We start from the raw sequence: 25,722 nt of genomic DNA on the forward strand, positions 1-25,722 counted from the left end.
ACTGGCAGGTCACACTTTTACTTTAACACATTAGGAGTTTTTTTATCTTTTTCACCGCTTAAGCTCTTTTGAACCACGCGACTATCGCGTGGTTTTCTTTACACAACAATAAAGCCATCCAGCATCTGTTGGATGGCTTTATTTTATGTCGTTTATTATATACCCTACGAATGTTTTAGATAAAATTTGGGAGTCATTAAGTTTCCAAATTCCTTCTAAAATTTCCTGTTCTTTAAATCGGTTTGCCTTGTCCTCAGACCATTGTTTGAATTGATTAACTATTTCTGGTTCAGAAATTATGTTGGCTCGCTCAACGATAAAGCAAATCGTTGCCAAGCACTCAAGCTCATGATCAGTCGATATTGAATTTACAAAATCACAAGCTTTTTTTACATATGGACTTAGGGATTCTAAAACATTGTTTACAGATTCACTGACAATTCTATTATATAAAATTGTCCGGGCTTGCATGGTGTTAGAAGTTCCATAATATATTTGAAACTCTTTAATTTTCCTGCTTATCACCTCAATTGCGTGGTCATAGGGACCAAATTTGTTTGCCTCAAAATTAAAGTAATGCTTTTGAGAAAACAAATTAACAAAATAAGCTGTTTTTTGTAATCGTGTTTTATTAAATTTATGCAAATTTAATTTGATATCAATCAAAACTAAAGCGGAAGCACTTAGATTTGGTTCCTCACAAACAGCTTTTTTATAATTAGCCGAAGGCTCATATACATATATCTCAACTTCATTTGAGATATTCTTCAATTTACCTTCAATAATTTCCTTTACCTCTGACCAATTTAACCCTCCATTTCCACATCCCAATGGAGGTATGGCTATGCTATGAATATCTTCTTCTTGAATTGTATTGATCATGTCATCCAATCCATTCAGAATATATTCAATTTTAGATTTCTCCCTCCATTTATTCTTTGTAGGAAAATTAATAATTATCTTTCCTTTTTCTTTAAAAGAAAACATTTTCCCGGGGGCTAACAAATTCGCACTGCAGGCTTTAACATAAGCTATATTGTTTTCCGGAAATTGAAGTTTAAATTGATAAGCTATACCCTTTCCCATATAGCCTTCACAGTTAACAGTATTTACTAAGGCCTCTGCCTGAGACTTCAATAAGTCCCCCTCCATATAGTATATCATTTGCAGCCTCCTCTCCGAGAAAATTGGATGATATCATGGAAACATATATTCTCCGATATCAATATGCACATATTTACATAAAAGATTAAAATCGCATTGTTCTACTAACAGTTCCACCAATTTCTCTTTCGCTGTTTTATTTTTTACATATATCGCGAAAAAATCCGAGACATCAATTGGTGAAGGCGAAAGACATTCAGCCATGCAATTTTTTCGAACTACTTCATCATGATAATTCCGATCAGCGGTGTTGTCGAGTATATCCCATCTAATACGTTTAATTCCATCTTCATAAGATAGAACTTCCGGATGCTCTCGGTCCAATGGATGAGATGGAATAATGTAAAGTTCTTTAGTTTTATATAACTCTCTCCTGACAGCTATAATTGCCATATTCTCCGAGCCATATTTTTTACACACCCGACCATCAAAAGGATTTTTTACAAAAAAGTGAAACGGTACACAGCTGGAAAGAATAACTGAGTATTGATCTCTCTTTTCCAAAATTTGATGGTCAGCTATATCCTCAAAATCTATAAGTCCTCTTTCCATTAATTCTTTACGAGACAATAAGCCATTATTAACTATAGAAGGAATATTTCTAATATGTGTAATATGATACAACAGTTTTCCTTGACTTGGAGCAGCCATATTTATCACTCCTTACTATAAGTATATCACTATAAATCGAATCTCATCGATATAGTTTTAAGCCATAACTGAAAGGTTAATACTTATCTGACTTCTTGCCATTGCATGGCTTGCACAACATTTGGCAATTCTCCCCTGTTGTCTTCCCTCCTTTGCTCCAAGGAAGAATATGATCCCCTTCCATTTCATCGTATTCAAAATGCTGTCCGCATACCGGGCAAATTCCATTCTGGCGGCTATATGCAGCCTGCTTGTCTTTCTCCTCAAAAACACGCAGGTTCAGCAATCTTCCTGCGTATGGATCGGTATCCCGACAGAGCAGAAATTCATAAATTCCTTTTGGCTTCTGTACCTCAAATGTATCTTCATGCAGACGCTTTACCTCTGCAGCCATAATTGCTGAATTATAATAATTTTCATGATAACGATTATAGAGGTGACACCAATCCAGCCCTTTCATATCGCGATAATACTGCGGAAAGATTTTTTCTGTCCAATGAATTACATCCTGAAAATACTGCCATAACTCATCTGCATCCGGATCCGACTTATGTTGTGCCATATACTCTGTGATGTCCTTTATCTGCTGGAACTCGCAAATTCCTTTGAGTGCTTTCTCAAGGAGTTCCTGTCGGTTCGGGTCTCCGATAATATACTTATCTGAAAGCTTCTTAGCCGCACAATTTCGTTTGGAAAAATGCAGTTTGGCATCTGACAGCCAGGCACCAGTATAAACCGAATTTCGAAGCTCTTGCTCAGTCAGTTTTTCGCCGGCAATGTTGACAACCCGGAACCACTCCAGCTTTTCCGACTCCGCCCCTTCACAAACATAGATCATAAATTCATAGTCCATAATCCGGTTGTACTTATCATCAGGAAGAGCATCCCAGTAAAACTTTTTCCCGTCCAGTGTTATGGGAAACTGGTGTTTTAGATACTGCATCACAGAGAGGGTACGCTGTTGACCATCCAATACTTCATAGCAATCCTCACCAGTCTTGACCCAATACATTACATTGAGAGGATACCCCTTCAGGACAGTCTGGATTACAGCTTCTGCCTGTTCCAGATCATATACAAACTCGCGCTGATAAGCAGGCCGGATGGCAAGTCTTCCACCATATGCAAAGACACCGTCATCACCATTATCTGCATAATTCTGAAATACATCTCTGATCTTGATCTTCCTGGGCTCAATATTCATGACCTGATCCTCCTTATCAAAATACGGGGATAGATACTTAACAAATACCCGTCTGCATTATCTGCTGTGTAATATACTTTACCAGATGGCTTTTCCTTCAACAGTATTGCAGCCCTTGTATTAACTTTGTTACCGCCTTGAGTAGTTCCATCCTGATTATGCTGAATCGCATTTTCATAGATAGCAGTCATCTGATAGTCCACCGTATTCCCCAGTGTAATGCCTAAAATCTCGAACTGATCCGGGTTATACTTATCCAGAAATGTGATTGGTACACCCATAATCCCGTTACATCTTTCTCTTGATGAAGAGACGTTTGTACCGGCGCTGTCCCTGGACAATGGGCTGAGCAACTCCACTTTCAGAATTCCAGAGTCCGTTTGAGAATCCCTTTCCTTCGCTTTCAGTTGCCCCAATGATTTCGAACTGATCAGGGCTGTACTTGTCAAGGAAAGTAATCGGCACTCCCATGACTCCATTACATCTTGCGTCGGATGACAATTCGGTCGTACAGGCGACGATAACTCTGCTCTGCTCTGCTCTGCTCTGCTCTGCTCTGCTCTGCTCTGCTCTGCTCTGCTCTGCTCTGCTAAGAGTATCGCCTGTCTGGTTTATCTTGTCAAGTGCTAAGTAGAATCTCGGCCCGCCTTTTTCATAACTTCCTTCTGGTGCAATTTCCGACATTGGCTGACCCAGATTTCTGCTGGAACCTACAATGTCAAACTTCTCCGGATTGTGCTTATCAATATAGGTGATCGGCACACCAATATCCTCAAAATAATCACATGGAATATCAGCTACTTTATCCACATTGATTGCATCATAATTGGCATACCGAGGGTATTCTTCCTCATTGCCATAATAACGCTTATAGAGAACCAGCTTTTCATGGCGCTTGTTATGGTCAAGATTTGTGAACCATATACTAGGCACATTTATCAATTTTTCCCCATTAACGATTTTTTCAGTTCGCCCTTCGTAATTAGAATGAAACCACATTCCACCAGAAAAGCCTCTATAGCCAACCCACATCAGATTATCTTTAATAAGAGGAAATATCTCTTTATAAGTAATTGCATTTTTATTTCCTATAATCAAGAAATTTTTACCATACTCCATAAGCTGGGCAACATACTCCCGGAATAGACTAAAAGGAGGGTTGGTAACAACTATATCCGCTTGTTTGAGATATTCAATACACTCTTCAGATCGGAAATCCCCATCACCCTGGAGTTTCTTCACCCCGCTCTTTTTGGACTGGAGCAAAGCATCGATATCTGCATCCGAAACGCCGCGGCCGTTTGACATCGGGACTTCGGAAATATCCATCACATATCCACACCCTTGAACTACCGGATTCCCGTCCTGATCCAGAAGGGAGAGCTGCTGTCCGATGACTGGCGAGGCAGCATAAGAAGTACAAATCAGGCGCTTCAGTCCAAGATAATTAAAGTTCCGGAGGAAGAATTTGCAGAAATTGCTCTCAAATGGATCATCGCAGTTACAAAGGACAGTTTTCCCCTGAAAATGCTTCTCGTAATGATTCAGTTCACTCTGTATGTCCTCATACTGAGTATAGAATTCGTCCTTCTTGGCATTTTTAGCCCTTGAGAGGCTTTCATTTTTTGCCATTCAAATTTCCTCCGATCCCGTATTACATTATACCATTTCACTATAATAATACAGAAAACCCCTGCAATTTGCAATAAAAAGCAGCAAAAATACTGAAATTTTCAATTAAATAGTACAAACAGAGAAACTATTGATATAATAAATCTATGGAAAGGAGGCCGGCAAGTGGGCAAAAAGAAAAGCTGTCACATGGCTGCACCTGAAACAAAGACCAACCTTGCGACTGCAATAATCCATCTCATCACTCCTATCACTCTGATGAAGGATTAAAGATAAGGAGGGGCTTCCCCCTTTTTCATATTCAAAATCACCCACTTTGTAAACTATGAAAAATGTTGCAATCTTCCTCTGCCTGATCAATATTATACTGGCCATTATCAGCATTGGCCTGTCCTTGCGCAAAATCAGAAAAGAGCGAAATCGGAATACTGGCGGAAGATAAATACAAGAGCTTAAAAAGAATATCTCAAAAAAACAAGCGCAATTATGGGTTTTGATAAATCCGAAGAAATACGCCATGTTCGCATAAAGGATCAAGAAAAACAATTGATCCATCTACTTGGCAATCAATCGGTTTATCGAGGACTGCTGTAAATGGACCCTTTGGCTTACCCACACTTTCTAGCACAAGGAGGACAAACTATGAAAGCTGTTTATCCTGTTATTTTCACTCAACTCAATGATGGTTATATGGCTTATTCACCGGATTTTGAAATCAATACGCAGGGAAACAGCCTGACTGATGCAATTGCAATGATGCGTGACGCTATTGGGTTAATGGGTATTGATATGCAGGACGATAAAAAAGAAATCCCTGCTCCGTCTGATCCTGCATCGATCCGCACTAATGCTGGAGAAGTCATTTCCCTTGTAGATATCGATTTTGCCGAGTATCGCCAGGAAAACAGACTGCGCAATCATTCACTTTAATGTCACGCTGCTGCTCACTGTACCCTGACCAGAAATAACACAAAACGAAAAGGCCGCCCGTGTGGGCGGCCTTTCTTGTTGTTCTATGTAGTTTAGTCTTTGGTGTCACTGCCGTCTACGGCCTGGTTGAGGGACTTAATCGCTGCCCGGAGGAAATCCGGGATCGGGGCGCCCAGAGCACCGGCGTTTTCAGTGATGCTGCCCAGTTCAGTGACGATGTACCACACCAGCACCACCGGCCCCAGGAATACCGAATAGTCAAAAGGCAGAGTGATGCCGGGAATATTGACCAGGATCATGGCGATGAGCCAGTCGAAGATCAGGGCCACGATCACTGCCACCGCTGATCCAATCTTATGCCAGAGTCCGGCCCGGGCCACCGATGAGGACCACTCCCCCTTGCTCTTGGCCACCATGGTACCGGTGATCCAGTCCAGCGTCATGCAGCCTACAAACGCCACCACCAGCCAGCCGAGCCAACCCAGGGCAGCGGATACTGCTGCACCCACGCCGGTGATGATCACTTTCCATTCATTGATATGTTCCATCTTCTTCTCCTCACATTTCAATGGTTTCGATTCCGGCAGATTCCAGAATCCCACGCAGCTCGTCCCACTTGATAGTAGATTCATCTACAAAAGGGATATTCTTGTCCTCCTGATTGAGCCAGCCGTCCTCCCAGTTGTCAGGGAGTGTGGTATGGTTCTTGTCCTGATAGAGCAGACAGGAGGGATTCACGGTGCTGTCTGTACCCTTCACCCAGAAGCTGAGGCCCTTGGAAACCTGAGGCGTCCACTTGGGGTAATTCAGATCTGTGTCAAACTCAAGGTGCAGATGGTAATTGGAAGTACCCTCCTTCCCTTCGATACCGATCGGGGTGTCGAGCCTCACAGTGTCCCCCTGCTTAACCAGAACTTTTTCCATGTGCATATATCTTGCAATCACAGAAATGGTTTTTCCAGTCCTGTGATTATACACATCGTCATATCTGATACAGAGTGCACCGCCCAGCTTGGAATCCCACCCTGCAGCCACTACAGTACCTACGCCAGAAGCGTAAATGGTATGATCAGGTACTTTCTTGCCCTGATAGGTGGAAATATCAATGCCATAGTGCGGATAGCCCCACGCATTGAGATACCGCTGTGTTTTATAACCACACAGCATCGTCGATTCCTTAAATGGCAGTCTGAGTTTCTGCATCGTTTATACCTCCTTTTATTTTATGGCTCTGCTTCTATCCCTGCCAGAGCGCCCTCGCGCATGGTCTGGTACTGCTTTTTCCCATTGTATGTGTACTGCCGTGCCTTGAACGGCTTACCCTGCTGCCAGGGGATCTTGCGGATCACCTTGTGGTAAAGGATCTCTGCCGTCTCTCCGGTAGAGTATGCGGATTCGGCACCTTCCTGGTCTTTCGCCTTTACTCTGACTATAATCATCGTTCCAGCGGCAGATACCTGCGGAACACTCACCAGGCAGCTTGTTTCCGGTGTCTCTCTGGCCTGTGTCCATTCACCATCGCCCAGCTTTGTTTCCACAATATAGGTAACGGCCCCACTCTCCGGGTCAGTGGACGCCTGCCACTTGACCGACATCTCCTCACCTGGGATCGGGTACTTATACTGTGGTACGCCCGGTATGGTCGGGAGCTGATTATAGATGATCGCCTTTGCCGATCCGGTGCGGTATCCACTTTCGGCGCCTTCACTGTCCCGGGCTTTTACCCGGTAGTTGATATTGGTTCCGCTGGATGGGACTGTATCGGTGATACTTGTAGATGCTCCGCTACCAATCTGTGTCCAGCCGCCGCTGTCAATCTGACGCTCCCAGATGTAGGTGATGGGATTGCCGTCTGGGTCGGTAGATGCTGCGCAGGTGATCTGCAGCGACTTTCCTGCGTGCGGATCTCCGAATGTAATGGACGCCGGAACTGAAGGAGGCTGATTGTATACAATCGCCTTTGCTGTACCGGTGCGGTAATCACTTTCACCGCCCTTACGATCATTGGCCTTTACCCGGTAGTTGACATTGGTGCCGCTGCTTGGGCACACATCGGTATATTTTGTCGCAGAGGTTTTTGCTATTTGTGCCCACTCTCCGGTATCTACCTGTCTTTCAAGCAGATAGTCGATTGTATCTCCATCTGGATCTGTCGATTCTCCCCAGCTTATACCAAGGTTTTTTCCCGCTTTTGGCGTTTCAAAAGAAATGAAAGAGGGAGTAGTTGGGGGCTCATTTACAATCAAACAATCATTATCATCAACTTCCGCTGTTTCGGGTAATGTAAACATTTCTCTTATATAACCGCCGGCAGATGTGTTAGTAGAAGCAACATCGGAAGTGCCGGACTGACATATATAAGCTGAAGCGCTGTTATACTTATCAGGTGTCGCTTCGTTCGATGTTCTTGTCCAAAAACTATTAGCTCCTGATACTTGTATAGTTGAATAGTTCGGGAAACGGCTTCCTTCTACAGCGGGGCTCCAATCACTTCCCACTCTTGTGGTTAACCCCAATTCAGTTACCGAAGGGAGAAAAATTTCCGCTTCTCCGGTTATGATGGTTTTATCTTGATTCCCTCTCGATACATAAAATTTGGTTTTCCCTATTAGCTTTTTAGTAGGTTCATCAAATGTATTTAGAAATGATTCTTTGAGATATTGCGTATGAATTGTTGCGCTAAGATATGCGTTTTCACCGTTACTATCCCAAGACGCAACATTGTAGCCGCCCGGGCTGCCTTCATGCTCTTTTAGAACTACCGCACACCTTCCGTTACCATTCAAATTTGGTTCGTAATTATGCTTAGCAATATAATAAATTGCAATGGTTCCAGATGGCTTTTTTATTTTAAGCGTTGTCCCTTCTGCTAATTGACTTATCGGTGTACCCACTTTATCACCTCACTAATAAACCAGTTCTTCAAGCGAAATATCCAACACTATTCCATCTCTCGGGCTTTGCGGGTAGTTTGCGCCATCAACGCAGTAAACCCACCGGGCGCCGGCCAGCGCCGGATTGTCTGCCGCTGGAACCATGTCCGCCATCAGAATGATGGTCTCATCGTCCAGCCAGTCCGCTGTAAAGTTCGGGAGCAGCGCCGGAAGGGTGTCGTTGTACCCGCCGCCCCCCAGCTTAAAATTTATCCGCTTTGCGCTGGCGTCCACCGTCACCGATACAATGTCCCCGGTCACAAACACCTTGTCCGGCAAGGAGGTTTCCTCCCCGGTGGGCTTGGCTGCCCAGCCGCCGGAGAAGGTGTCGCCCTCGGCATAGTCAGCGGTTGCCTTGAACTGCGCCGTACAGATGCCCGGTGCTTCCGGCAGACCGGTCAGTGTGTGGGCGCTGCCCTCTTTGCTGTGGGTCAGGGTGACAATATGCCGGGCGGTATCTGCCAGGTGATCGGACAATCTGCCTTCCAAGTCCGCATCAGCCTCGATCCGGGCCTTGGTTTCTGCTTCCAGCTGTTCCGCTGTTGCCATGCCGCCCAGCCCCATTCTGACCTCAATGACCGCCGCCTCCTGGTTGGTGACAACAATACCCACATCGTGGATATGCACTGTATCTGCCGCCTCCGGGTCTGCCGGTGGGGGAATGATGTTGTCGGTGTCCTCCCCGTCCAGCCAACTCACAGCGAACAGATACTCACCCTCAGCGTCCTGGGAATAGAGCCCCACCTCCCGGACGGGCAGCGGGACAGACTGGCCCTTGTTGGTGACCTGCACCGGCAGGCGCAGCACCGTCATGCCTCCGGAAGTGGTGACCTCCAGGTCGCCGGTCTGGATCTCGGCGTTCTCTTCTTTGACCAGGGCGGTCATGGCTGCCCGGTCAGAATCGGTGCGGCCGCTGCCCACCGCCGCACGGGTCAGGGACAGCTTGCCGCCGCCGGTCACGATTGCGGCGATCTTCCCGGCGCCGATATCGGTTACAACGCTTTTGAAATGTGCCATTTAGCTTTCTCCTCTCTGGATTGGTTCTGATCTGTGACGCACCTGCGTAAATACTCCCACCGCCGGCGTGATCGGCGCATTGTCGGTGGTCATCGGGATCAGGCTCTTGAGCTTCAGCAGGATATTGGCCGGCAGCATATCCGCCAGCACGGCAAACAGTACCTCCTTCTGCTCATATCCGGTGAGCAGGATATCCAGATACAGCGTGTAGTTGGCATAGTCCAGGTTCACTGTAAAATCCCCGCTGATCTGTGCAAGGTAACGCAACAGGTTCCGGTAGGTATAGGGCAGCTGGGAAAGGTACCGGGTCTGGATCTTGCTGCGCCGCTGCGCCAGGGTATCCCCCGGGGCTCGCTGGATACCCAGAATCCGCTCCCACCGGGCTGCTCCAATCTCGGTCACTGTGAAAATGGAAAACTCCTGGTGCAGGTTCTCCACTGCCTGAGCGGCGTTGTCAAACTCCGGCTGTTCCGCTTCGGCGATCTTCCGGAACTCCAGAATGTCCTGAAGGAAGTTCGGCCACCGGTCAATCAGCATGGTTCGTCACCGTCCCCAGTACCGGGATTGCCACATTGGAAAGCTCCAGGTTCCCGGCTGTTTCGTTGATGGTTGTCCCGGTGATATCCAGCACCCCAGGCACATCCAGGATCCGGCTCTCCAGCTGGCTGATCCGCACGGTGAGATGGTCACTGTCCGCCCAAGTGGAAATCAGGCTGTCAAAATAGGTCTGGATCGTCTCCTTTACGCTCTCAGCGATCCCTTCCCAGCTGGACGAGCTCTCCAGTGTCAGCGTAAATGCCACATTCACGGTGGTACCGGTGGCTGCCTCGATGGTAACGGTATGACCGATGGGCGCCATGCCCAGCCCCTCCCCGGCGTTCTGTTCCGGGTCAATGGCGGTCTGCACCTTCCCGATGAGCTGGGAAGACGGCACGGCGCCGCTGGAATCCACCAGCACTGCCTTGACAGTCCCTCCGCCGGCCCAGACCGGGAAGATCTTGGCGGCACCTACGCCCTCAATTTGTTCAATCTGCTGCTTGTACTGAGCCACATTTCCGCCAAATGCTGTGTTGGAAAGGCTCTGCATATACCGCGCCCGGAGCTCCTCGTCGCTCTCCTCGTCCTCGCCAGGGATCAGGATATCCTGGAGCTCTGCCGATGTCAGTCCCGCTATGTAGGTAATGGGGATCAGGTTGCCAAAGTAGGCGTTGCCGATCTCCCCGGTGTCCTCGCAGGTCATCTGATAGACGCCCAGGCTCTCCTTCCTGGTCGCCTGATAGTTTACCGTACCGCCGGAAAACCGGGAGCCGATGGGGATATCCATATAACCGGATGCGCCCTTGAATACGCCCTTCCGCACCGCTGCCGACGCAGGGAGGCGGAACACGCCCCGCTCCTTGGCTTTATTGGTCAGGTCCACATCGGCTGCGGTATCGGGGAAGGCCCGGTCCATCTCGGTGGACAGAGTCGAGTAAAGAATCGCCAGTTCGGCTGCTGCCGGGGCGATGGCATCATAGATGATGCTGCCCTCCCGCTTGTCCACCGTGCCCGGCACCCGTGCCAGACAGCGGGACATAATCCGCTCATAGGTCATCTCCTCATGGGCCATTCAGATCATCACCTCCGTTTTGATTTCGATCTCTCCAAACACGGAGACAGCGGTGAACTCCACCGCCGCCTGACGCTTTCCTGTGATGCTGATTTTGAAGTTCTCCACCGCTGTGATCCGGTCATCGGCCAGCAGAGCTTCGGTGACCAGCCGCTGGATCTCGCTCCGAAGAAAGGCAGCACTCTGCCCGATGAGGCGGTTCGCCTCGAAGCCATAGTTCCAGCTGTAAATCAGGTGAGCGAACCGCTCAGTCTGAAGGACCTTATAGATTGCCTGTTTGAGAGCATCCATGCCGTCTACTGTGCCGGATATCCGCCCGGTCTGCCAGTTGACAGCGTAGGTGCGGGAAGGCTGCGCGGCACGGGTCTCCACCTCTACCGTCCCGCCGATGGTCACCATTGTGCTGAGATTTGCAGGTGTCAGTGACATACGCTACACCCTCCCCAGTACAAGAAACTTCTGCCCGCCTTCATTCTGCAGCAGTACCACCTTGTCCCCGACCAGGAGGCCGGTATATACCTCTGTGGCTGTCTGCAGGGGCGTCGGGTCGCTGATCAGGGCAGTGCCCTCTGTGACCTGCTTCGGGACGCTGTGGCTGTGCCCGTCCGCCTCCTCAGTGGTCTGCTGGGGAATGGCATGAGTATGCTCCTGCACCGTGTGGGTGTGCGGGTTAATACCGTGGGTATGGGTGGCATACTGCCCGGCCACAAACTCCCGCATGAGCACCACCTGATCTGCTCCCACTTCAAAGCGGTCATCCACCAGAATCCGCAGCGGCGATACAGCCAGCACTTCGCCGAACATCCAGGCTGCCGGCTTGGATGCGCTTCTCTGCGCTCCGGCCGCCAGCTTGACGGCCTCGCCGAGTGTTGCCATTATACGATCACCACCTTTAAGGTCATGGTTTCCTTGATGAGATCATGGGTGCATTCGTCCACGATGTACCACCCGCTGATCCCCACATCTGCGATGCTCACCAGAATGGACCGCCCGGCCCGGATTGACAGGTCAGACAGTCCATTGATGGAGAGCGATTTCTTTGGTCGGTTCTTGAGTTCCAGGAGGCTGTCGGCCATCGCCTCCACCTGGGCGCTGCTCCGTTCCTCGGCCACCTTCTCATAGTGCTGCAGGACACCCCAGCGCTTCTGCGTAGAGCTGTCCATGACGATCCACACATCACGCTTGCCGGTTTCTTTATTGTCCCGCACCAGCTTCACCTTGTTCGCGGTGTCGCTGTCGATGTCTGACTGGTAGGTGTACCCGGTGGCAAGGCTCCCGTCCCCGATTGTCAGGCCGATGGCGGATGCCGCCACATCGGAGATCCGCAGACTGCCGAAATCGTCCCAGAGATAGTACATCTTTCCGGTGTTCACCAATGTGAGGTCCAGGGCCCCCAGAATGATGTCAAACAGGGTCTGACCGTCCTCTACCATTGAGGGAATCACATAGCCGGTGGGCTCCAGTGCCCCCACCTTGATGCCGAAGTCGGCGCAGATCTGGGTTGTGATCTGATCCGCCGTCTGCCCGGTGAACACATAGGTGTCCTTGCTTTTAAGGTACCGCATCTGGTCATAGGCAGTGACGCTGACCTCCTCGCTCTCGGTCCGGCTGTGCTTGAACACATAGCCGTAAAAGAGGCCGGTGCCGTCCTCGGTCAGGGTAACGATGCCGCCCTCGGTGATCTCCACTGCCGGATCAGCCACCAGCGTCAGGGAGAGCTGAGCCGGGGACCCGGCGCGCTTAGTTTTCCAGCTGGCGGACTTCACCAGGGTGGTGATATCGTGGGCGTCGCCGGTTTCGATGTTCTGATATAGAATCTGTGCCATGTTTCACCGCCTCACAGGATCAGTTTCTGCCCGGGGTAGATGGTGTACTTCGGATTTCCGGTACCCTTGTTTTTGGCGTCGATGGTCGCCTTGTTCTTCTGGTACAGCTCCGGGTAACGGCTGCCGTCCCCGTAGTGTTTCTGGGCGATGGCCCAGAGGCAGTCCCCCTTGACCACCGTGTGGGTCTTGGAGGACGCCGCCGCAGGCTTTCCGCTGCGCTTGGGAGCGGATTTCACTGCCCGGCTGGGAGAAGGGAGCGATACGGTCACGGCGCTGTAATCCTTCCACTCCTTGAGGGTGAGGGAATAGTAGATGTCGCCTACCTCGCCGCCCCGCTCCTCATAGGAGAAGTCCTCCACCGCCACTGCCATGTTGATGTTGAGGTCGGTGCCGGTGATGGAAAGGCGTCCGCTTTCCCGGGTGTCCCGCCAGTCCTCGATGTCCCGGACATAGTCCACCGGGGAACGGCTCTCCCAGGCCGAGACATAGGGCGCATCATGGGCGGGGAAATGGCTCTCCCAGCTCACCTGCCGCAGTCCCCGCCGGCGCAGGAGGCTCACCTCACCCAGCTCCAGCACGGTGGCTGTTTCATTCTTGCCCGGGGATTTGACCGTCAGCTTTTCCGGCAGCACCGGGATATGGATCACACTGCTGCCAAAGGACAGCGTCATCTGATAATCTGCCATCAATATACCCCCTCGGCTCCGGCAGCCACTTCCTCGATCAGCGCATCGGCTACTCTGCCGGTGAGCTCGTCAATGTCCACCCGCTCCGACACCTGGGCGTTCATGGCCACCGTCGGGGTCAGGGTGACAAAGTTCTGCACATAGCGCATCTCCGCCACATCTTTCATCAGCTGGAGGTCCTCGTCGGCGATGTTCACATCACTGTTGATCTTGCCGACCTCGCCCACCTTGCCGATACTGTCAAGCTGACTTGCCCCGGCGCCTCCCGCAGCGGAAAGCAGGGAATCGGAAGCTGCCTTTTCCGCAGCGGCAGCTACCCTGGAGGCATTCTCCGCCCTGCGGGCAGCGTGCGCCGATTCCAGTGTGGCCTTTTGAGTCGCCAGTGCCGTGTCCCGGCTGCTGATCCGGTCATTGACCGCCTGGGTCTTGGCTGCCAGATCGGCGCTGCGCTGCTGCTTGGCTGCCTCGTTTTCCAGTCCGGCTATCGTGCCGAAGGTCAACTGATCGATGAGATCAATGGACACCCCCGGAATCTTATTGAGCGTGCTGATAAAATCGTTGATGATGCCGATACCGCCGTTGGCGAGCTCCTGAAGCTGAGTAAGCGCCCCGGCCCTCATATCTCCCATGAAGTTCTGGAAGTTGGTGGACAGGGTCGCCGCTCCCAGCTCCATACGGTCCAGGGAGTTCAGCACCCAGGTGACACCATAGGAGATCCCGTAGGCGGTCAGATCGGTGCCATACTGGATATAATCCATCGCAATAGCCCAGGCATTCTCAAGGCCGCCCACTGCCTGCACCCACTGATAGATCGCCGCTACTACTACGCCGATTACAAGGGCGATCCAAAGCAGCGGATTGGTCAGAAGGGTGGCAAAGAATGTCCTGGCAGCTCCGGTGGCGATCCAGGTCGCTGTGGTCTGGATTCCCAGTGCCACAGCGTAGGCAAGACCGGCTGCCGCAAGCCCCCAGAAAACCGGTTCAATGGTTCCCCAGTTGTCCACAATCAGCTGGGCTCCGGCGCCGATCATCTGCAGCACCGGCTGGAAGGAATCCATCAGGATATTCTGTGCCATTGTCCATACCTGGGAATAGGTATAGGGCATGGATTCAAATTTCCGGTTGATCTCGTCCGCCGAGGACAGCATGGCATTTTTGACGATCTCCGCCGTGATCTCTCCATTGGCAGCCATGTCCCGGATTCTGCCGATGGGCACATCGAGATAGTCCGCTATGGTCTGGATAATGGTGGGAGCCTGCTCAAAGATCGAGTTCAGTTCCTCACCACGGAGAACACCCGAGGACATGGCCTGGGTGAGCTGCAGCATGGCGGCGCTCTGGCCTTCGGCAGACGCTCCGGCAATAGTGAACTGCTTGTTGATCAGCTCAGTGAACTGCACCAGTTCATCGGTACTTCCGAAGGCATCTCCTGCCATAATACCCATCTTGGAGATGGCGTCCGCTGTGTCCAGATAGGAGGCACGGGAGCGGTTAGCCGACTGCATGATTCTCTGCTGCAGCTGATCCGCCGTGGTTCCGGCCTCGTTCATGCCCTCAATCACCAGATCCAGCCGGGCCCGGGTGGTGGTCATGCTGTCCGCCAGCTGGAGCACCCGCTGGGCGCTGTATACTGCCCCGGCGCCGAGCAGGGCACCCTTGACCCTGGACATGGCATCTGCCAGCGGGTCCGCCGCATTTCCGGCGTTGTTCAGGTTCTTCACCATCTTTTCCAGCTCGGCATTGTTGGCCTTTTCCGCCTGCAGGGCAGCACTGAACTGCCGGCGCAGGTTCACATCCAGATCCTTCTGGTCGATCTGTTCCATCACCTTGAGCAGCCGGTTGCTGCCCTGGATAGCCTTGTTGATGGTGGCTGTAAATCGGTCCTGCAATGCGAGGCTCGATGATACGGTTGCCATTTACTTTCCCCCCTTCTTTGCGGCACGCTCTGCCCGCTTGTTGGCCTCTTTTTCCGCCCGGATCTGCTCATCAATGGACGCATAGATAAAGGCTCGCTCCCGGATCGAGAGATCCATCAGAGCGCTGGGCAGAATGTGCAGTCTGTGGAGGGCGTAGTGGGCATAGACGGATTCCCCGTCCGGAGCCGCATCATCTCCCCCCGCTATCAGTTTTTTGCCTCGTCCACCAGATCGTTGATGTCATCGTCAAAGCCATTGACCCTGAGGACACCCATCAGCAGGTCGGAGAACTGACCGGCGGTGAGCACCTTGTCCAGCAGTGCCTCAGCGCCCATAACTCCGACAGCCGCCTGCCAGTCGGCGTCCTTGAAGTTCGGCTCCACGCAGCAGGCGATCACCAGCTTGTTGTTGTAGAGGTCCTGGTCGGTGTACTCCTGCCGCTGGCGGGTTTTCTGGTCGATGATCACTTTCTTGCAGCTCTTGCGGATGGCCTTGTTCTCACCCTCGGTGATAGCCCGTACCAGGAACGGATCGGGCAGGGTGGCAGTCCGGACCTCCACCAGCTCATCACCGATGTCTGCCTGGGACATCAGGAAGTCCTGAAGTTTTCCCATGATTGTTTCCTCCTTAAAAAGAAAACCCCGCTGTTCTGGCGGGGCTTGGTTGTTGGTTTACTGGATCTTGGTGAACTCCTGGAGGATATCGTAGTCCTCAAAGGTGAAGTCGGCGTCCTCCTCCAGCGGATCATCGCTGTCACCGTCCAGCTTGGTGAGCACTACGCTGTCCAGGTTGCAGTCCATCAGCAGTGTGGTCTGCTTGCCGGCAGAGCTGGACGGGTCGTTGTTCTCCACCACCAGATCGAAGTAGATGTCCACACCGGTGTCCTTGTACTGCTTGAGCATCTGCCGGAACAGCGGGGTGAGATAATAGAGGGTCATTTTGCCGCTGCCGCTCATGCCGGTGGTCTTATGACCGGTCATGCGCCGGCCGATGGCCTTGATCTCTGACTTTGCCTTCTCCACCGAGGCCTCGATGGTCTTGGCGAAGAACAGCTCCTCGTTGTTTCCATTGATCTTGGCGTAGGCTACGCCCTCCTTGCCGCTGATGGGGTCAAAGGATTTCAGTTTTGCCATATTGGTTTATCCCCCTTTCTTATGCCACATGGACCGTCATGTAGAGCTTTTCCATGCTGTCATTGGGCTTCAGCGCGCTGGCAACCGCCACATCGCGCTTTCCAGCGCCCTGGTCGATTTCGATGTCGGCACTCTCAAAGTCGCTGATGGCGCCGATGTCCTGGTACTGATTCCCCAGGCTCACCAGATCGGCCTTGAACAGCTGGCGTCCGGTGTCGTTGTTGGTGGCAAGGCCGAGATAGGATGCGCCGAAGATCCGCGCCACATCATTGGCCCAGCCGTCCAGTACACGGATCAGCCGGTTGGAGGTAAAGTCCGAGGTCTTGCCGCCGGCGAAGGTGGTCAGGCTGTTGATGTCGGTGAGGACACGGGCCTGCTGGTTCTCAGCGTAGAACACAAACTCGCCGGCCTTGATGGCTGCCTCGTACTGGCTCTTGGTGTACTTCTCGCTCACATCCACCGCGCCGTCGTAGACAGCATTGGTCAGGCTCTCGTTGATCTCCGCTGCCGCCGTAGCGCCGCAGACCCAGGCCACCGCCTTTTCCGGCGGCAGGGTTTCGCCGCTCTCCAGCACCACACCGTTCTTCACATTGATGATGCCCTCATAATCGGCCTTCTGCCCGGTCAGCACACAGGTGATCTTCTTGCCCTCATCGTCCCGCAGGCGCTTCACAAAGGCCACAAACAGGCCCTTGGTCTCGCTGTCAGTGCCGGGGTAACAAAGGGTATTGAACTGCTCCACCTCCACGGCGGAGAGGTACTTGGTGTAGGCTGCGCCGTTCGCTGTACCGTTGGTGCCGCCCTCCAGGGCAGTGGCTACCGCCGCCGAAAGAGAGCCTTCCCCACCAAAGATGACAAAGTCATTGGCAGTCAGCCCGGCGGCCTCGGTCACTGTCTGACGGTCCATCTCAGTGGTATCCAGATAGGTCACCACATCGAAACTCCCGTCTGTATTTTCCAGTACCGCCACCTTGAGGGCATTGCCCCGGGTGCCGCTGTACCTGGCAGTCACGGTGATACCGCCGATCTCCTTGGCGGCCTTGGAGCCGCCGCCGTCCACCCGGTAGACAAGCAGGGTTTTTGCCCGCTTGAATGCCTCCCGGATCAGCAGCAGTTCCGGCGCTGTGGCATCGTAGCCGAACACCGTCACCGCCTGTCGGTTAAAGTCGCCGGAGTCCATCTTGATGATGGTGTCCTCGGCACCCCAGCCCAGCTCCGCCGGGATCGAGGCGATGCCCCGGGAGCCCGCAGAAACGCCGCCGCTTGCGGATACAAAGTTCATGTATACGCCGGGGAGCACCTTGTTCTGGAGTGTAAATGTGCCGCCTCCAATAGGCATAAAATCACACCTTTCTGGTCATGTATCGGTTGATAGCTTCTTCTGCCTCGGACACCGTGTAGAGCCTGCCTTCTTCCAGCAGCGCCCGTATGATGTCCGGGTGTACTTTCAGGGCAGCGGTCAGCTGCTCCCGATAAAAAGAGGGCTCCGTCTGAACGGCGGGCCCCTTTCCGGCGGGCTTTGCGGCCCGTTTGTTTTTTGCTGTCATTCTTTCAGTCCTTCCCTCATCTCCAGGTCCTCCATCGGTTCCCCGGCAGGCGGGTCCAGCAGCCCCGAAAGGGTCATATCAAAGACGAAATGGAACACCATATCGTCCCCGGGCTCCGCCTGGGCGCCGGTGATATGTACCACCTGCCCGTTCACCGTCAGGGTCTCCAGCTCCGAATAGAGAGTCTCCGCCCAGTCGCCAAACACCAGTGCGTCCCCCTCCCGGCAGAAGTAGAGCACCTCGAAGCTGTACGCCCGCTCCCGCCGGCGCCCGAGCTTTTTGGTGTGGCTCTGATCGGTACAGCGGATATAGTGGTTTCCGTCGGCTTCCCTGGGGATCTGGGTATAGTAGACCGCCCGTTCGGGGAAAAGCTCCCCCAGCCGGAGCGCCAGTGCGCTCATAATCTCGTTCACGGTCATGGTTTACAGTCCTTTCTCCAGTTCTTCCTTGATGTATCGCTCAAATTTCCGCTGGATACGGGATTTCTGAGTCATTTCAGTGCGGCGCATGGCTGTCCGGAGGGTCCAGATCCCCTCCACATAGCCGCCATACGGCCCCACATACATTCCCCCGGGAAAGCCCGGCTCATAGACAAAGGTTTTCCCCTCCCAGTGTCCGGGGACAAAGTGGGAGCGGAAGCCCATCTCCAGAAAGCTGGCATAGTCGAGGTTATTGTAGACATCAATAATCCAGGTCTTTCCCTGTTTCCGGGGTTTGCTGCCATCGTGCATCCTGGCGGAGGAATAGGCCGGGCGGGTTTTGGTTCCGGTGTGGAAGTTGTACCGGTATGCGCCGGTGTTGACCACTCCGGCGTTTGTGACGATCTTCCGGGCCTGCCCCACGGCATAGACACCCTCACCGATCAGGATCTCCTCCATGACCTCCGGGGCCTTGTCCCCCAGGCGCTCCAGGTTGTCCCGGAGCTGCCGGAGACCGCTGACTTCCATGCTCATGCCAGATCCACCGCCTTGAGGAATACCTCCCGGTGGGTCGGGTAGAGCAGCGGCTCTCCCACCGCCTCAAACTTCTGCACCGATGGACTGGGGTCAAGAAAGCGCCCGAACCGGGAAACAGTCACTGTATCGCCGGGACGGACTTCCTTGTCCGGCTGGACAAACAGCTTGCGGTCATACCGGAGGTTCTGCTGAGCGTCGGTCTGGCGGCTGCTGTCGCTGCCGCTGGACAGGGCGCAGATGATCCCCGAGTATACGGGGCTGGGCTGGGGTCTGGTAAAGCCGTCATCACCCTTCACAGGCTGCGGGCGGGAAATGACCGCCGTGTCCTCATAGGTGGCCTCCAGAGCCATTCTTTCAGCGTATGGATTGCCAAACATACCAGTCACCACCTCACCTTTCGGAACGCATTCAGCTGCGACCGGTAATCATCCAGCAGGGATTTCCCGGCGCCGGTGATCTCCGCCGCAGCACTGGCATTGCTGCCGTAGCTGACGGTCACATCACCACGGGTCACCGACTGGGCGGTCCGGGGAGCGGCAGCCTGCCCATAGCCCTCGCTGCGGACCTGGTCTGCCGCCATACGCACAACCACACTTTCCAGCCGGGGCGGGATCTCGTCGAGGTTGCAGTAGGAGAGCACCAGGTCGGTGACCGCGTCCAGCACAAAGGTGAGGACGGCGTCCTGCTCCTCCCCGGAGATGCCCAGCAGCAGCTTGAGTTGATCGAGCAAGCGGATCTCCCCCTCTCTCAGCCTCTGGAAATGATGCGGGCAATCGGGATCGCCTTGTGGTCGATGTACTCCTTGGAAGAGGACGCGCCGTTGTGGACCAGGGTCCAGTTTGCTCCCTTCTCCAGCTCTGCCGCAGTGGGAGACAGCGTTGCCTGGGAGCTGCGGGTGTAGCTGATGCCATAGGGCGCAAACACCTTGCGCTGGCGGCTGTACAGGGTGTCCTGACCGCCGTTGGTTTTGGGATCGCGGCTCATCTCATAGGGCACCTTGGCGCCGATGTTCTCATAGTCAAAGGCACCATCGCCCAGCACATAGGTGATGTACTGCACACCCGGCACCACATAGTTCTCCGCTGTGACGCTGCCGGTGCCGAAGTACGGAGTGACATCGCTCTTGTTGATCTGACCGTCCGAAGCGCCGGAATCCTTGACCAGCAGGGCACCGGGTTCCTCGGCTGTGGCGGGGTAATAGCCCTCGGTGGCAGGCATACTGTCATCAATCAGGACGATACGGCCGTTCCAGGTACCGAGGCCCAGGTCACGCTGTACGCCGCTCTCGTCAGTCTGCTTGAGGTAGGCCAGGAGGTTCAGGTTCTCCAGGTTGGTGGCAACGGTGGAGTGCATCACGACCAGGGTGAACTTGGCCTTGTTGTCGCCGCAGGCCTTCTGGATGGCACTGTTCAGGGTGGTGCTGCCCGCCATATTGAGAGCGTGACCGTCGCTGTCCTTGCCGGTGGCCAGGGTGATGTCATAGGTGTGGCCGTTTACAAACTTGAGGTTCTCGGCGCCGGTCATCGAGAAAATGCCCTTGAGGATCGAAAGCAGGGTGTCCTGATCCACACCGTCCCAGTATTCGGCGACCTGCTGGGCCACATTGCCCATGAAGTCGGTGCCGCCGGTAATATCGCTGGAGAAGTCCAGCTCGGTCCAGGACTGGGCACGGCCTACCACCACAACGCCGCGCTCAAAGGTGGTGGTTTTCTGGGCGGTAATGTCGGTCTGGCCGTCGTAGTTGAGCGGGGTGCCGCCGATCCGTCCGGTCATGGGAATGGTGGCGAAGGCGGTGCCGGTCTGGCTGGAAAATGCCGCCTTGATCTGCTGATTGCCCCGGAGCGCCCGGGACTTGATCAGCTCGTTGCGCTTGGTGGTCGGGATCCGTTCCACATAGGCGCCGAACGCCACAGGGTTAAACGACTTGCTGTCGAATTTCGACTGGGTGTACTCTGCCATAATCTTGTCTCCTTTTCTTAGTTACTTAGATTGCATCCGGATGCTCCGCCACATAGGCAGCGAACTCCGAATAGGTCATTTTGCTGAGGTCGGGCTTCATCTCGCCCCCGTTTCCGGGATCTGCGGGCTTGGCTCCCTTGATGGTGGGGGTTCCACTGGTTGCAGCCGGCTTTTCCTCCATAAACAGATAGGGTTTCTGTTCCCTGATGGGCTTTACCAGCTCGTCAATGGAGGTTTTGAGGTTGCCTGCATCGTCCAGCTCGATCTTCCCAAGATCCAGCAGCTTGATGATGTCCTCCGGGTCGTGGGCCTTGCCGGTGAGCTCCACCTTGAGGGCGGAGGTGCGGCGGATGGTGTTCAGCTCGGCCTTGTAGTTCGCCTCCAGGGTGGAGATCTTCTGCTGGGCCGCTGCCACATCGTCGGCGATCTTTGCCGGATCACCGCTGCCGCCCACTCCCTTGAGGGCTGCTGCCGCATTCTTGAGGGCGGTTTCCGCACTGGTGCGGGCCTGCCGCTCCGTTTCCACTTTTTCAGCGGGAACATAGCTGCCGTCATTGCCGATCACCAAATCGATGTCCCTGCCGTCCTTGCCTTTGCCCTTGAGGGCAGCTTCCACCTGCCCGGCGAGTTCCTCACCCAGCAGCTCCTTGATTTTTTCCAGCATGGTTTTGCTCCTTTCTTTCCGGCTGTGTTTTCCGTGACTTCCACACGCTTTGCCTTGGCCTGTTTTGCGGGGACAGGCAGCCCCGGTATATGAAAAAGCGCCCGACCGGGCGCCTTATCACCAGAAATGGGTATAAAAAAGCACCGTACCCATTGGGCCGGTGCCGGTTTATTTTATTCAGAATCTTCTTCCAGATCCATCACTGTCAACCCCCGCTATCTCCGAACTTTTCCTGAAGAAGCTGCTCAAACTGTCTGTTGACCTCTGCCTCTTTTTCCTCTTCTTCCTTGGTCAGAGCTCTGCGGGAAATCACCCTTGGATTTCCGGGATCACTGATCCTCCAGAGAAACATATCATGCGGCGAAAGCTCCTTATAGCGTTCCGTCTTCTGATCTTCCGGCAGTTTCCGGGATTCCTCCAGTGTCAGTTTACTCATCGACTTCTTCCACCTCGCTTTCAATTACGCCATCTGGAATCTGTTGGTCTTTCCAAGGCGAAAGGTTGTTAAGATATGCGCCTATTCCCTTTCCGGACGGCATTATTGCTGGATCACGTCTCCGATTCAAAATCCTCAATCAGATGCCTTCCATAGCATAGTACATTCAGGTCATCCAACTTTCGCAAACGCTCCAAATCGTCACCAGGAATATCTTGATGCTTTAATCGATAAGTGCCTTCCCTCGTTTCATTAAGATATTTACTCATAAACCTTATATCTTCAATACCCAAAAGCATAATTTATCAGTCCTTTCTGAGCAAGATATCCATGACCTTCCGGGCAGTTTCCCGAGGGCTGCCTCCCATATACTCTGCTACCGCTTCGGCAATAAACTCCCAATCATCGCGCAGCGCATAATAGGACAGATATTGTCCGGCCTTTTTCATGTTTTCAGCGCTGTCATTCAAACTCCACTGCGTGATACCGCATACTTTCTCAAGTTCATTTCTCAGCGCTGCAATTTGTTTTTGCTTAGCCGCATTATTTTTTGTAAAAAGCATTTGAACTGCATGCCCCAACTCATGCCGAATTGCGTGTTCAGTTTGATCCGTGCTCCAGAATCCTGCCGCGAAATTCTCCTGTGCAGTTTTCAGCATCTTTTCCAGAGAATCCTTCTCCCTCACTTCCCGCATATACACAATCCCGGAACTGGGTTGGTAAGCTGCGTAGAAATTTTGTTCTTTGGGATAGTACATCACACTTCTCAGGACGCCCTGCTCATGAAGATCCCCAAACACATCATAATATGCGGTGATTTCCCGATTAACAGAGTTCGCTACATCAAGATCAAAGCGATCATAATCCACATTGTCCAGATGCAGAACAGACAGAGCGTATTCCTTTGCTTCCCGGGCAGAATTTGCGGGAGTGAACTCCATTTTCAGCTTGATTCTACCATTTTCAGTATTGTCTTTCAATACTTCGGGCGTTTCGATGCCCTGTTCTGCTGCCCACTGGGCATAGGTCATGCGCTCCGGCATGGGCTGCCCGATGGTCTCCCAGTCCTTCCACTCGTCCGGGTCATATTCCACAGTGGTGGAGCGGCAGTTGGGGTGCATGGGCGGATAGTTGACGCCTGTCTGCGCATCTCCGATATCAAAGACCTTTCCATCCAGACCGGCACAGACTGCACTGGTCCGGTTGTCCAGGGTGGCGATGAACTCATACTGCCGGACGCCGGCGGCCTTGTAGGCGGCTACATCAGCAGCGTTGTGGAAGTGATTCGCTTCGGTACGGATCAGCCGTTCCGCCGTCTTGTAGCTCTGACCCAGCTTATCGGACAGCTCCTTGGACAGGGCAGCGACTCCTTTTCCCTGGATCGCCCCCTGGGTCATGATCTCCCGGAGATGGAAAAGCAGCGCCCTTTTGTTCTCCCACAGTCGGGAGGAAAAATCAGCGCCGCTCCACGGATAGGACAGTGTCTGTTCCACCAGTTCACGGTTGAGATGTGCAAAGTCGAACATCTTTCCGGCGTGCTGCTGGATATCGAACATCTTGCGGTAATAGCTGTCGGTATAGAGATCCCCGAAGCCTTCCCCCATTCCGTCCTCCAGGTCGATCATCAGGCGGTCTACCTCCATATCCACCTGGGCTTTCAGGGCGTCCAGGCGGGTGATCCGGCTGCTGTATGCCCGGGCATCCAGCTCTGCCTTGAGACGGTCCTTGAGGGCCCCATCCGGCAAAGCATTGATCTCATCCACATAGGCCCCCAGGGTCTTGGTCCAGGCCTTGGCTTCAGATCCGCGCAGCACTTTCACTGCCTCGGCATAGGAAAGTCCCTGCTCCGAGGCGTAGCGTCCGTAGAACTCCTCAATCTGACTGCTGATCTCCTGTGCCGCCCTCTTGTAATGGCGGAGCGCCTGCCGGATCAGGGTCCCCCCCTGTTCAGCGGCCCGCTTTTCCAGTTCCTCGGCCCGCCGAATCCAGTAGTCCTTACTCGGTGCCATTTACACCACCGCCCTGCTGCTGACCGGCCGCAGTGAAGTCCTCGGCGAACATCTGCGCCCCGAACTCCTCCATCTCCCGGGTCTTTTCGTCCTGGATCCGCTGGAGTTCCTCCTCCACATTGTCCACCCACGGGTGATTGGCCAGCTGGGTATACCGGCTGATAATACCGTCACTGCCCCGGATATTTGCAATGATATCCGCCTCATTGACCGGCAGATCGGCATTGAAGGTCACATGGAAGGAGTCCCCGGTGAAATCGCCCTTCCCAGTCAGAGCCAGGGCGGCGTCGATGAACACCTTCATCTGCTCAAAGGTCCCCTGCAGCTCAGCTCCCAGGGCAGCGCAGTCGGTATCCAGGTCCATATACCGGAAGTTGATGGCCGTGCCGCTGGCATTGCCCAGATCCGGGTCCTTGGTATCCACACCGCTGCCGTAGTCAAACAGATCCCGGCGGTTCTTATCCAGGAAGGCCATAACCGCATCAATGTTGAGGGTCGGCTCCAGCTTTTCCACGCCGCCGTCCCCCTCCACCTGGATGGCCAGTGCTTCGTAGAGCTCCCGGGTGAACTGATCAATGTCCTGGCCGCCGTAGTTTTTCAGGATAAAGATGAACTTGGCGATATCACGCAGCACATCGGCGGTCACCGAGGTCTGCCAGTTCACATCGTCGATCAGCTCCTTAATGAAGTAACACAGGGGCAATTCTTCCTCGTTGTACTTTGTCCACACAATGGGAACCGCGTCCCAGTTGTACGGCTGGCCATTCACTGTGAAGTGAGGGAACTCATTGGTGCCCGGGTCGCTGTCATAGTCCGGCTCCAGGGTGGAAAGGCTTGGAATCGGATAGGTGGTCTTGTACTTCCGTACTCCCTGTCGGTCCCAGTATTCCACCCGGGTGATGGTCTTTTTGTTCCGCCCGCTATACACTACCTGGGGATAGATGCGGATATAGGCGTCCAGCTCGGTGTGCTCGGCGTCCCTCCACAGGGGGATCACCTCGGTGCTGGGCAGCCGCATCCATTTGAGGGTGCTGTCCTCAAAGTAAGGCGCCAGCCAGGCGATTCCCGACTTGACTGCTCCCTTGCCCAGGCTCTTGATCTTCTGGCGGAAGCGCCCGTCGAACATCTCGGTCAGGGCGTCAGCATAGGCTTTGTTCTCACTCTCCACCGAAAAAGGCTTGGAGAGCAGATAGTTTGCCTTCTGATCCACCAGCTTTTTGAGGATCGGGTGCTCGATCTTGGTGTTGCTGCGATTCTTGTATTTGTTCTCCTTGCGCTGCACATCCGAGCGGTTGCGATAATAGTCATCTGCCTGCTTCATGATGTCATACTGCGGCGAGATGAGAAAATCATTGATCTCAGCGGCGATGATCTCAGGCAGTGTCATAACAGACCCGGCGCCGCCCTCGATCATCAGCCGGATTTCTTCACTTCGTGTCAGTTCCATACT

Annotated in this window: 30 protein-coding genes; 1 reads left to right on the forward strand and 29 read right to left on the reverse strand. The window is 53.2% G+C overall.

Annotated elements, in window-relative coordinates; all coding sequences use genetic code 11:
- Positions 1–138: 138 nt before the first annotated feature.
- The 5 genes from darG to H9X81_RS10565 form a co-directional block, all read right to left on the reverse strand.
- Positions 139–1,164, reverse strand: coding sequence for a type II toxin-antitoxin system antitoxin DNA ADP-ribosyl glycohydrolase DarG (gene darG, locus H9X81_RS10545; RefSeq protein WP_204721850.1), 1,026 nt, complete (start codon positions 1,162–1,164; stop codon positions 139–141).
- Between the two features lie 33 nt (positions 1,165–1,197).
- Entirely contained in the window at positions 1,198–1,815 is a 618-nt protein-coding gene (locus H9X81_RS10550; protein WP_204721852.1) for a DarT ssDNA thymidine ADP-ribosyltransferase family protein, read from the reverse strand.
- Between the two features lie 76 nt (positions 1,816–1,891).
- Positions 1,892–3,019 (reverse strand): HNH endonuclease family protein, encoded by a 1,128-nt coding sequence (locus tag H9X81_RS10555; protein ID WP_204721854.1) that lies wholly within the window; start codon positions 3,017–3,019, stop codon positions 1,892–1,894.
- Positions 3,016–3,300, reverse strand: a complete 285-nt coding sequence (locus H9X81_RS10560; RefSeq protein ID WP_204721856.1) for an adenine-specific methyltransferase EcoRI family protein — start codon at positions 3,298–3,300, stop codon at positions 3,016–3,018. Before H9X81_RS10560 ends, H9X81_RS10555 begins: the two co-directional genes overlap by 4 nt.
- A 7-nt stretch (positions 3,301–3,307) precedes the next feature.
- Entirely contained in the window at positions 3,308–4,651 is a 1,344-nt protein-coding gene (locus H9X81_RS10565) for an adenine-specific methyltransferase EcoRI family protein (protein ID WP_204721858.1), read from the reverse strand.
- Positions 4,652–5,293: 642 nt separating this feature from the next.
- On the opposite strand from H9X81_RS10565, the gene H9X81_RS10570 reads away from it, so the two are divergent.
- Positions 5,294–5,581 (forward strand): type II toxin-antitoxin system HicB family antitoxin, encoded by a 288-nt coding sequence (locus H9X81_RS10570; RefSeq protein ID WP_204721860.1) that lies wholly within the window; start codon positions 5,294–5,296, stop codon positions 5,579–5,581.
- A gap of 92 nt (positions 5,582–5,673) precedes the next feature.
- Here the strand turns inward: H9X81_RS10570 and H9X81_RS10575 are convergent, their stop codons facing one another.
- The 24 genes from H9X81_RS10575 to H9X81_RS10695 form a co-directional block, all read right to left on the reverse strand.
- Positions 5,674–6,129, reverse strand: coding sequence for a phage holin family protein (locus H9X81_RS10575; RefSeq protein ID WP_204721862.1), 456 nt, complete (start codon positions 6,127–6,129; stop codon positions 5,674–5,676).
- A 10-nt stretch (positions 6,130–6,139) separates the two neighbouring features.
- Positions 6,140–6,784: a M23 family metallopeptidase gene (locus H9X81_RS10580; RefSeq protein ID WP_204721864.1), complete on the reverse strand. Its 645-nt coding sequence runs from the start codon at positions 6,782–6,784 to the stop codon at positions 6,140–6,142.
- Positions 6,785–6,804: 20 nt separating this feature from the next.
- Positions 6,805–8,475 carry a DUF6273 domain-containing protein gene (locus H9X81_RS10585; protein ID WP_204721865.1) on the reverse strand — a complete coding sequence of 557 codons (1,671 nt, stop codon included), beginning with the start codon at positions 8,473–8,475 and terminating at the stop codon, positions 6,805–6,807.
- Between the two features lie 12 nt (positions 8,476–8,487).
- Positions 8,488–9,531 carry a hypothetical protein gene (locus H9X81_RS10590; protein ID WP_204721867.1) on the reverse strand — a complete coding sequence of 348 codons (1,044 nt, stop codon included), beginning with the start codon at positions 9,529–9,531 and terminating at the stop codon, positions 8,488–8,490.
- On the reverse strand, positions 9,532–10,068 hold the full coding sequence (locus tag H9X81_RS10595; RefSeq protein ID WP_204721869.1) for a putative phage tail protein: 537 nt from the start codon (positions 10,066–10,068) through the stop codon (positions 9,532–9,534). It lies immediately after the preceding gene.
- A complete protein-coding gene (locus H9X81_RS10600) occupies positions 10,058–11,140 on the reverse strand; it encodes a baseplate J/gp47 family protein (RefSeq protein ID WP_204721871.1) in 1,083 nt (360 codons plus the stop codon). Before H9X81_RS10600 ends, H9X81_RS10595 begins: the two co-directional genes overlap by 11 nt.
- Entirely contained in the window at positions 11,141–11,569 is a 429-nt protein-coding gene (locus H9X81_RS10605) for a DUF2634 domain-containing protein (RefSeq protein WP_243424149.1), read from the reverse strand. It lies immediately after the preceding gene.
- A 3-nt stretch (positions 11,570–11,572) separates the two neighbouring features.
- Complete coding sequence (locus tag H9X81_RS10610; protein WP_204721873.1) at positions 11,573–12,016, reverse strand: DUF2577 domain-containing protein; 444 nt, start codon at positions 12,014–12,016, stop codon at positions 11,573–11,575.
- Complete coding sequence (locus tag H9X81_RS10615) at positions 12,016–12,966, reverse strand: XkdQ/YqbQ family protein (protein ID WP_204721875.1); 951 nt, start codon at positions 12,964–12,966, stop codon at positions 12,016–12,018. The genes H9X81_RS10610 and H9X81_RS10615 overlap by 1 nt, the downstream gene beginning before the upstream one ends.
- Positions 12,967–12,977: 11 nt before the next feature.
- On the reverse strand, positions 12,978–13,652 hold the full coding sequence (locus tag H9X81_RS10620) for a LysM peptidoglycan-binding domain-containing protein (RefSeq protein ID WP_243424151.1): 675 nt from the start codon (positions 13,650–13,652) through the stop codon (positions 12,978–12,980).
- The gene (locus H9X81_RS10625) at positions 13,652–15,568 is read right to left on the reverse strand and encodes a tape measure protein (RefSeq protein WP_204721877.1); all 1,917 of its coding nucleotides are present in this window, start codon (positions 15,566–15,568) and stop codon (positions 13,652–13,654) included. Before H9X81_RS10625 ends, H9X81_RS10620 begins: the two co-directional genes overlap by 1 nt.
- A 206-nt stretch (positions 15,569–15,774) precedes the next feature.
- Entirely contained in the window at positions 15,775–16,182 is a 408-nt protein-coding gene (locus H9X81_RS10635; RefSeq protein WP_204721879.1) for a phage tail assembly chaperone, read from the reverse strand.
- 57 nt (positions 16,183–16,239) lie between these two features.
- Complete coding sequence (locus H9X81_RS10640) at positions 16,240–16,701, reverse strand: phage tail tube protein (protein WP_204721882.1); 462 nt, start codon at positions 16,699–16,701, stop codon at positions 16,240–16,242.
- Between the two features lie 19 nt (positions 16,702–16,720).
- Positions 16,721–18,040: a phage tail sheath family protein gene (locus H9X81_RS10645; protein WP_204721884.1), complete on the reverse strand. Its 1,320-nt coding sequence runs from the start codon at positions 18,038–18,040 to the stop codon at positions 16,721–16,723.
- 4 nt (positions 18,041–18,044) lie between these two features.
- Positions 18,045–18,248 (reverse strand): hypothetical protein, encoded by a 204-nt coding sequence (locus H9X81_RS10650; protein WP_204721886.1) that lies wholly within the window; start codon positions 18,246–18,248, stop codon positions 18,045–18,047.
- Positions 18,245–18,667: a phage tail terminator family protein gene (locus tag H9X81_RS10655; RefSeq protein WP_204721888.1), complete on the reverse strand. Its 423-nt coding sequence runs from the start codon at positions 18,665–18,667 to the stop codon at positions 18,245–18,247. Before H9X81_RS10655 ends, H9X81_RS10650 begins: the two co-directional genes overlap by 4 nt.
- Before the next feature lie 3 nt (positions 18,668–18,670).
- On the reverse strand, positions 18,671–19,201 hold the full coding sequence (locus H9X81_RS10660; protein ID WP_204721890.1) for an HK97 gp10 family phage protein: 531 nt from the start codon (positions 19,199–19,201) through the stop codon (positions 18,671–18,673).
- Positions 19,198–19,581: an ABC transporter ATP-binding protein gene (locus tag H9X81_RS10665; protein ID WP_204721892.1), complete on the reverse strand. Its 384-nt coding sequence runs from the start codon at positions 19,579–19,581 to the stop codon at positions 19,198–19,200. Before H9X81_RS10665 ends, H9X81_RS10660 begins: the two co-directional genes overlap by 4 nt.
- A 5-nt stretch (positions 19,582–19,586) precedes the next feature.
- Positions 19,587–19,934, reverse strand: coding sequence for a phage head-tail connector protein (locus tag H9X81_RS10670; protein WP_204721894.1), 348 nt, complete (start codon positions 19,932–19,934; stop codon positions 19,587–19,589).
- 17 nt (positions 19,935–19,951) lie between these two features.
- Positions 19,952–21,163, reverse strand: a complete 1,212-nt coding sequence (locus H9X81_RS10675; protein ID WP_204721896.1) for a phage coat protein — start codon at positions 21,161–21,163, stop codon at positions 19,952–19,954.
- A 25-nt stretch (positions 21,164–21,188) separates the two neighbouring features.
- On the reverse strand, positions 21,189–21,827 hold the full coding sequence (locus tag H9X81_RS10680; protein ID WP_204721898.1) for a phage scaffolding protein: 639 nt from the start codon (positions 21,825–21,827) through the stop codon (positions 21,189–21,191).
- Positions 21,828–22,032: 205 nt separating this feature from the next.
- Positions 22,033–22,263 carry a hypothetical protein gene (locus H9X81_RS10685; protein ID WP_204721900.1) on the reverse strand — a complete coding sequence of 77 codons (231 nt, stop codon included), beginning with the start codon at positions 22,261–22,263 and terminating at the stop codon, positions 22,033–22,035.
- Positions 22,264–22,568: 305 nt separating this feature from the next.
- Entirely contained in the window at positions 22,569–24,272 is a 1,704-nt protein-coding gene (locus H9X81_RS10690) for a minor capsid protein (RefSeq protein WP_204721902.1), read from the reverse strand.
- Positions 24,259–25,719 (reverse strand): phage portal protein, encoded by a 1,461-nt coding sequence (locus H9X81_RS10695; protein WP_204721904.1) that lies wholly within the window; start codon positions 25,717–25,719, stop codon positions 24,259–24,261. Before H9X81_RS10695 ends, H9X81_RS10690 begins: the two co-directional genes overlap by 14 nt.
- Positions 25,720–25,722 lie beyond the last annotated feature (3 nt).

This window comes from Hydrogenoanaerobacterium saccharovorans (assembly GCF_016901815.1).
Taxonomy (GTDB): Bacteria; Bacillota; Clostridia; order Oscillospirales; family Ruminococcaceae; genus Avimicrobium; species Avimicrobium caecorum.

Bases quoted from the DNA above. Each gene is read 5' to 3' on its own strand.
- darG (WP_204721850.1), bottom strand. From the start codon at position 1,164: ATGATATACTATATGGAGGGGGACTTATTGAAGTCTCAGGCAGAGGCC.
- H9X81_RS10550 (WP_204721852.1), bottom strand. From the start codon at position 1,815: ATGGCTGCTCCAAGTCAAGGAAAACTGTTGTATCATATTACACATATT.
- H9X81_RS10555 (WP_204721854.1), bottom strand. From the start codon at position 3,019: ATGAATATTGAGCCCAGGAAGATCAAGATCAGAGATGTATTTCAGAAT.
- H9X81_RS10560 (WP_204721856.1), bottom strand. From the start codon at position 3,300: ATGGGTGTACCAATCACATTTCTGGATAAGTATAACCCGGATCAGTTC.
- H9X81_RS10565 (WP_204721858.1), bottom strand. From the start codon at position 4,651: ATGGCAAAAAATGAAAGCCTCTCAAGGGCTAAAAATGCCAAGAAGGAC.
- H9X81_RS10570 (WP_204721860.1), top strand. From the start codon at position 5,294: ATGAAAGCTGTTTATCCTGTTATTTTCACTCAACTCAATGATGGTTAT.
- H9X81_RS10575 (WP_204721862.1), bottom strand. From the start codon at position 6,129: ATGGAACATATCAATGAATGGAAAGTGATCATCACCGGCGTGGGTGCA.
- H9X81_RS10580 (WP_204721864.1), bottom strand. From the start codon at position 6,784: ATGCAGAAACTCAGACTGCCATTTAAGGAATCGACGATGCTGTGTGGT.
- H9X81_RS10590 (WP_204721867.1), bottom strand. From the start codon at position 9,531: ATGGCACATTTCAAAAGCGTTGTAACCGATATCGGCGCCGGGAAGATC.
- H9X81_RS10595 (WP_204721869.1), bottom strand. From the start codon at position 10,068: ATGCTGATTGACCGGTGGCCGAACTTCCTTCAGGACATTCTGGAGTTC.
- H9X81_RS10600 (WP_204721871.1), bottom strand. From the start codon at position 11,140: ATGGCCCATGAGGAGATGACCTATGAGCGGATTATGTCCCGCTGTCTG.
- H9X81_RS10605 (WP_243424149.1), bottom strand. From the start codon at position 11,569: ATGTCACTGACACCTGCAAATCTCAGCACAATGGTGACCATCGGCGGG.
- H9X81_RS10610 (WP_204721873.1), bottom strand. From the start codon at position 12,016: ATGGCAACACTCGGCGAGGCCGTCAAGCTGGCGGCCGGAGCGCAGAGA.
- H9X81_RS10615 (WP_204721875.1), bottom strand. From the start codon at position 12,966: ATGGCACAGATTCTATATCAGAACATCGAAACCGGCGACGCCCACGAT.
- H9X81_RS10620 (WP_243424151.1), bottom strand. From the start codon at position 13,652: ATGGCAGATTATCAGATGACGCTGTCCTTTGGCAGCAGTGTGATCCAT.
- H9X81_RS10625 (WP_204721877.1), bottom strand. From the start codon at position 15,568: ATGGCAACCGTATCATCGAGCCTCGCATTGCAGGACCGATTTACAGCC.
- H9X81_RS10635 (WP_204721879.1), bottom strand. From the start codon at position 16,182: ATGGGAAAACTTCAGGACTTCCTGATGTCCCAGGCAGACATCGGTGAT.
- H9X81_RS10640 (WP_204721882.1), bottom strand. From the start codon at position 16,701: ATGGCAAAACTGAAATCCTTTGACCCCATCAGCGGCAAGGAGGGCGTA.
- H9X81_RS10645 (WP_204721884.1), bottom strand. From the start codon at position 18,040: ATGCCTATTGGAGGCGGCACATTTACACTCCAGAACAAGGTGCTCCCC.
- H9X81_RS10650 (WP_204721886.1), bottom strand. From the start codon at position 18,248: ATGACAGCAAAAAACAAACGGGCCGCAAAGCCCGCCGGAAAGGGGCCC.
- H9X81_RS10655 (WP_204721888.1), bottom strand. From the start codon at position 18,667: ATGACCGTGAACGAGATTATGAGCGCACTGGCGCTCCGGCTGGGGGAG.
- H9X81_RS10660 (WP_204721890.1), bottom strand. From the start codon at position 19,201: ATGAGCATGGAAGTCAGCGGTCTCCGGCAGCTCCGGGACAACCTGGAG.
- H9X81_RS10665 (WP_204721892.1), bottom strand. From the start codon at position 19,581: ATGTTTGGCAATCCATACGCTGAAAGAATGGCTCTGGAGGCCACCTAT.
- H9X81_RS10675 (WP_204721896.1), bottom strand. From the start codon at position 21,163: ATGGCAGAGTACACCCAGTCGAAATTCGACAGCAAGTCGTTTAACCCT.
- H9X81_RS10680 (WP_204721898.1), bottom strand. From the start codon at position 21,827: ATGCTGGAAAAAATCAAGGAGCTGCTGGGTGAGGAACTCGCCGGGCAG.
- H9X81_RS10685 (WP_204721900.1), bottom strand. From the start codon at position 22,263: ATGAGTAAACTGACACTGGAGGAATCCCGGAAACTGCCGGAAGATCAG.
- H9X81_RS10690 (WP_204721902.1), bottom strand. From the start codon at position 24,272: ATGGCACCGAGTAAGGACTACTGGATTCGGCGGGCCGAGGAACTGGAA.
- H9X81_RS10695 (WP_204721904.1), bottom strand. From the start codon at position 25,719: ATGGAACTGACACGAAGTGAAGAAATCCGGCTGATGATCGAGGGCGGC.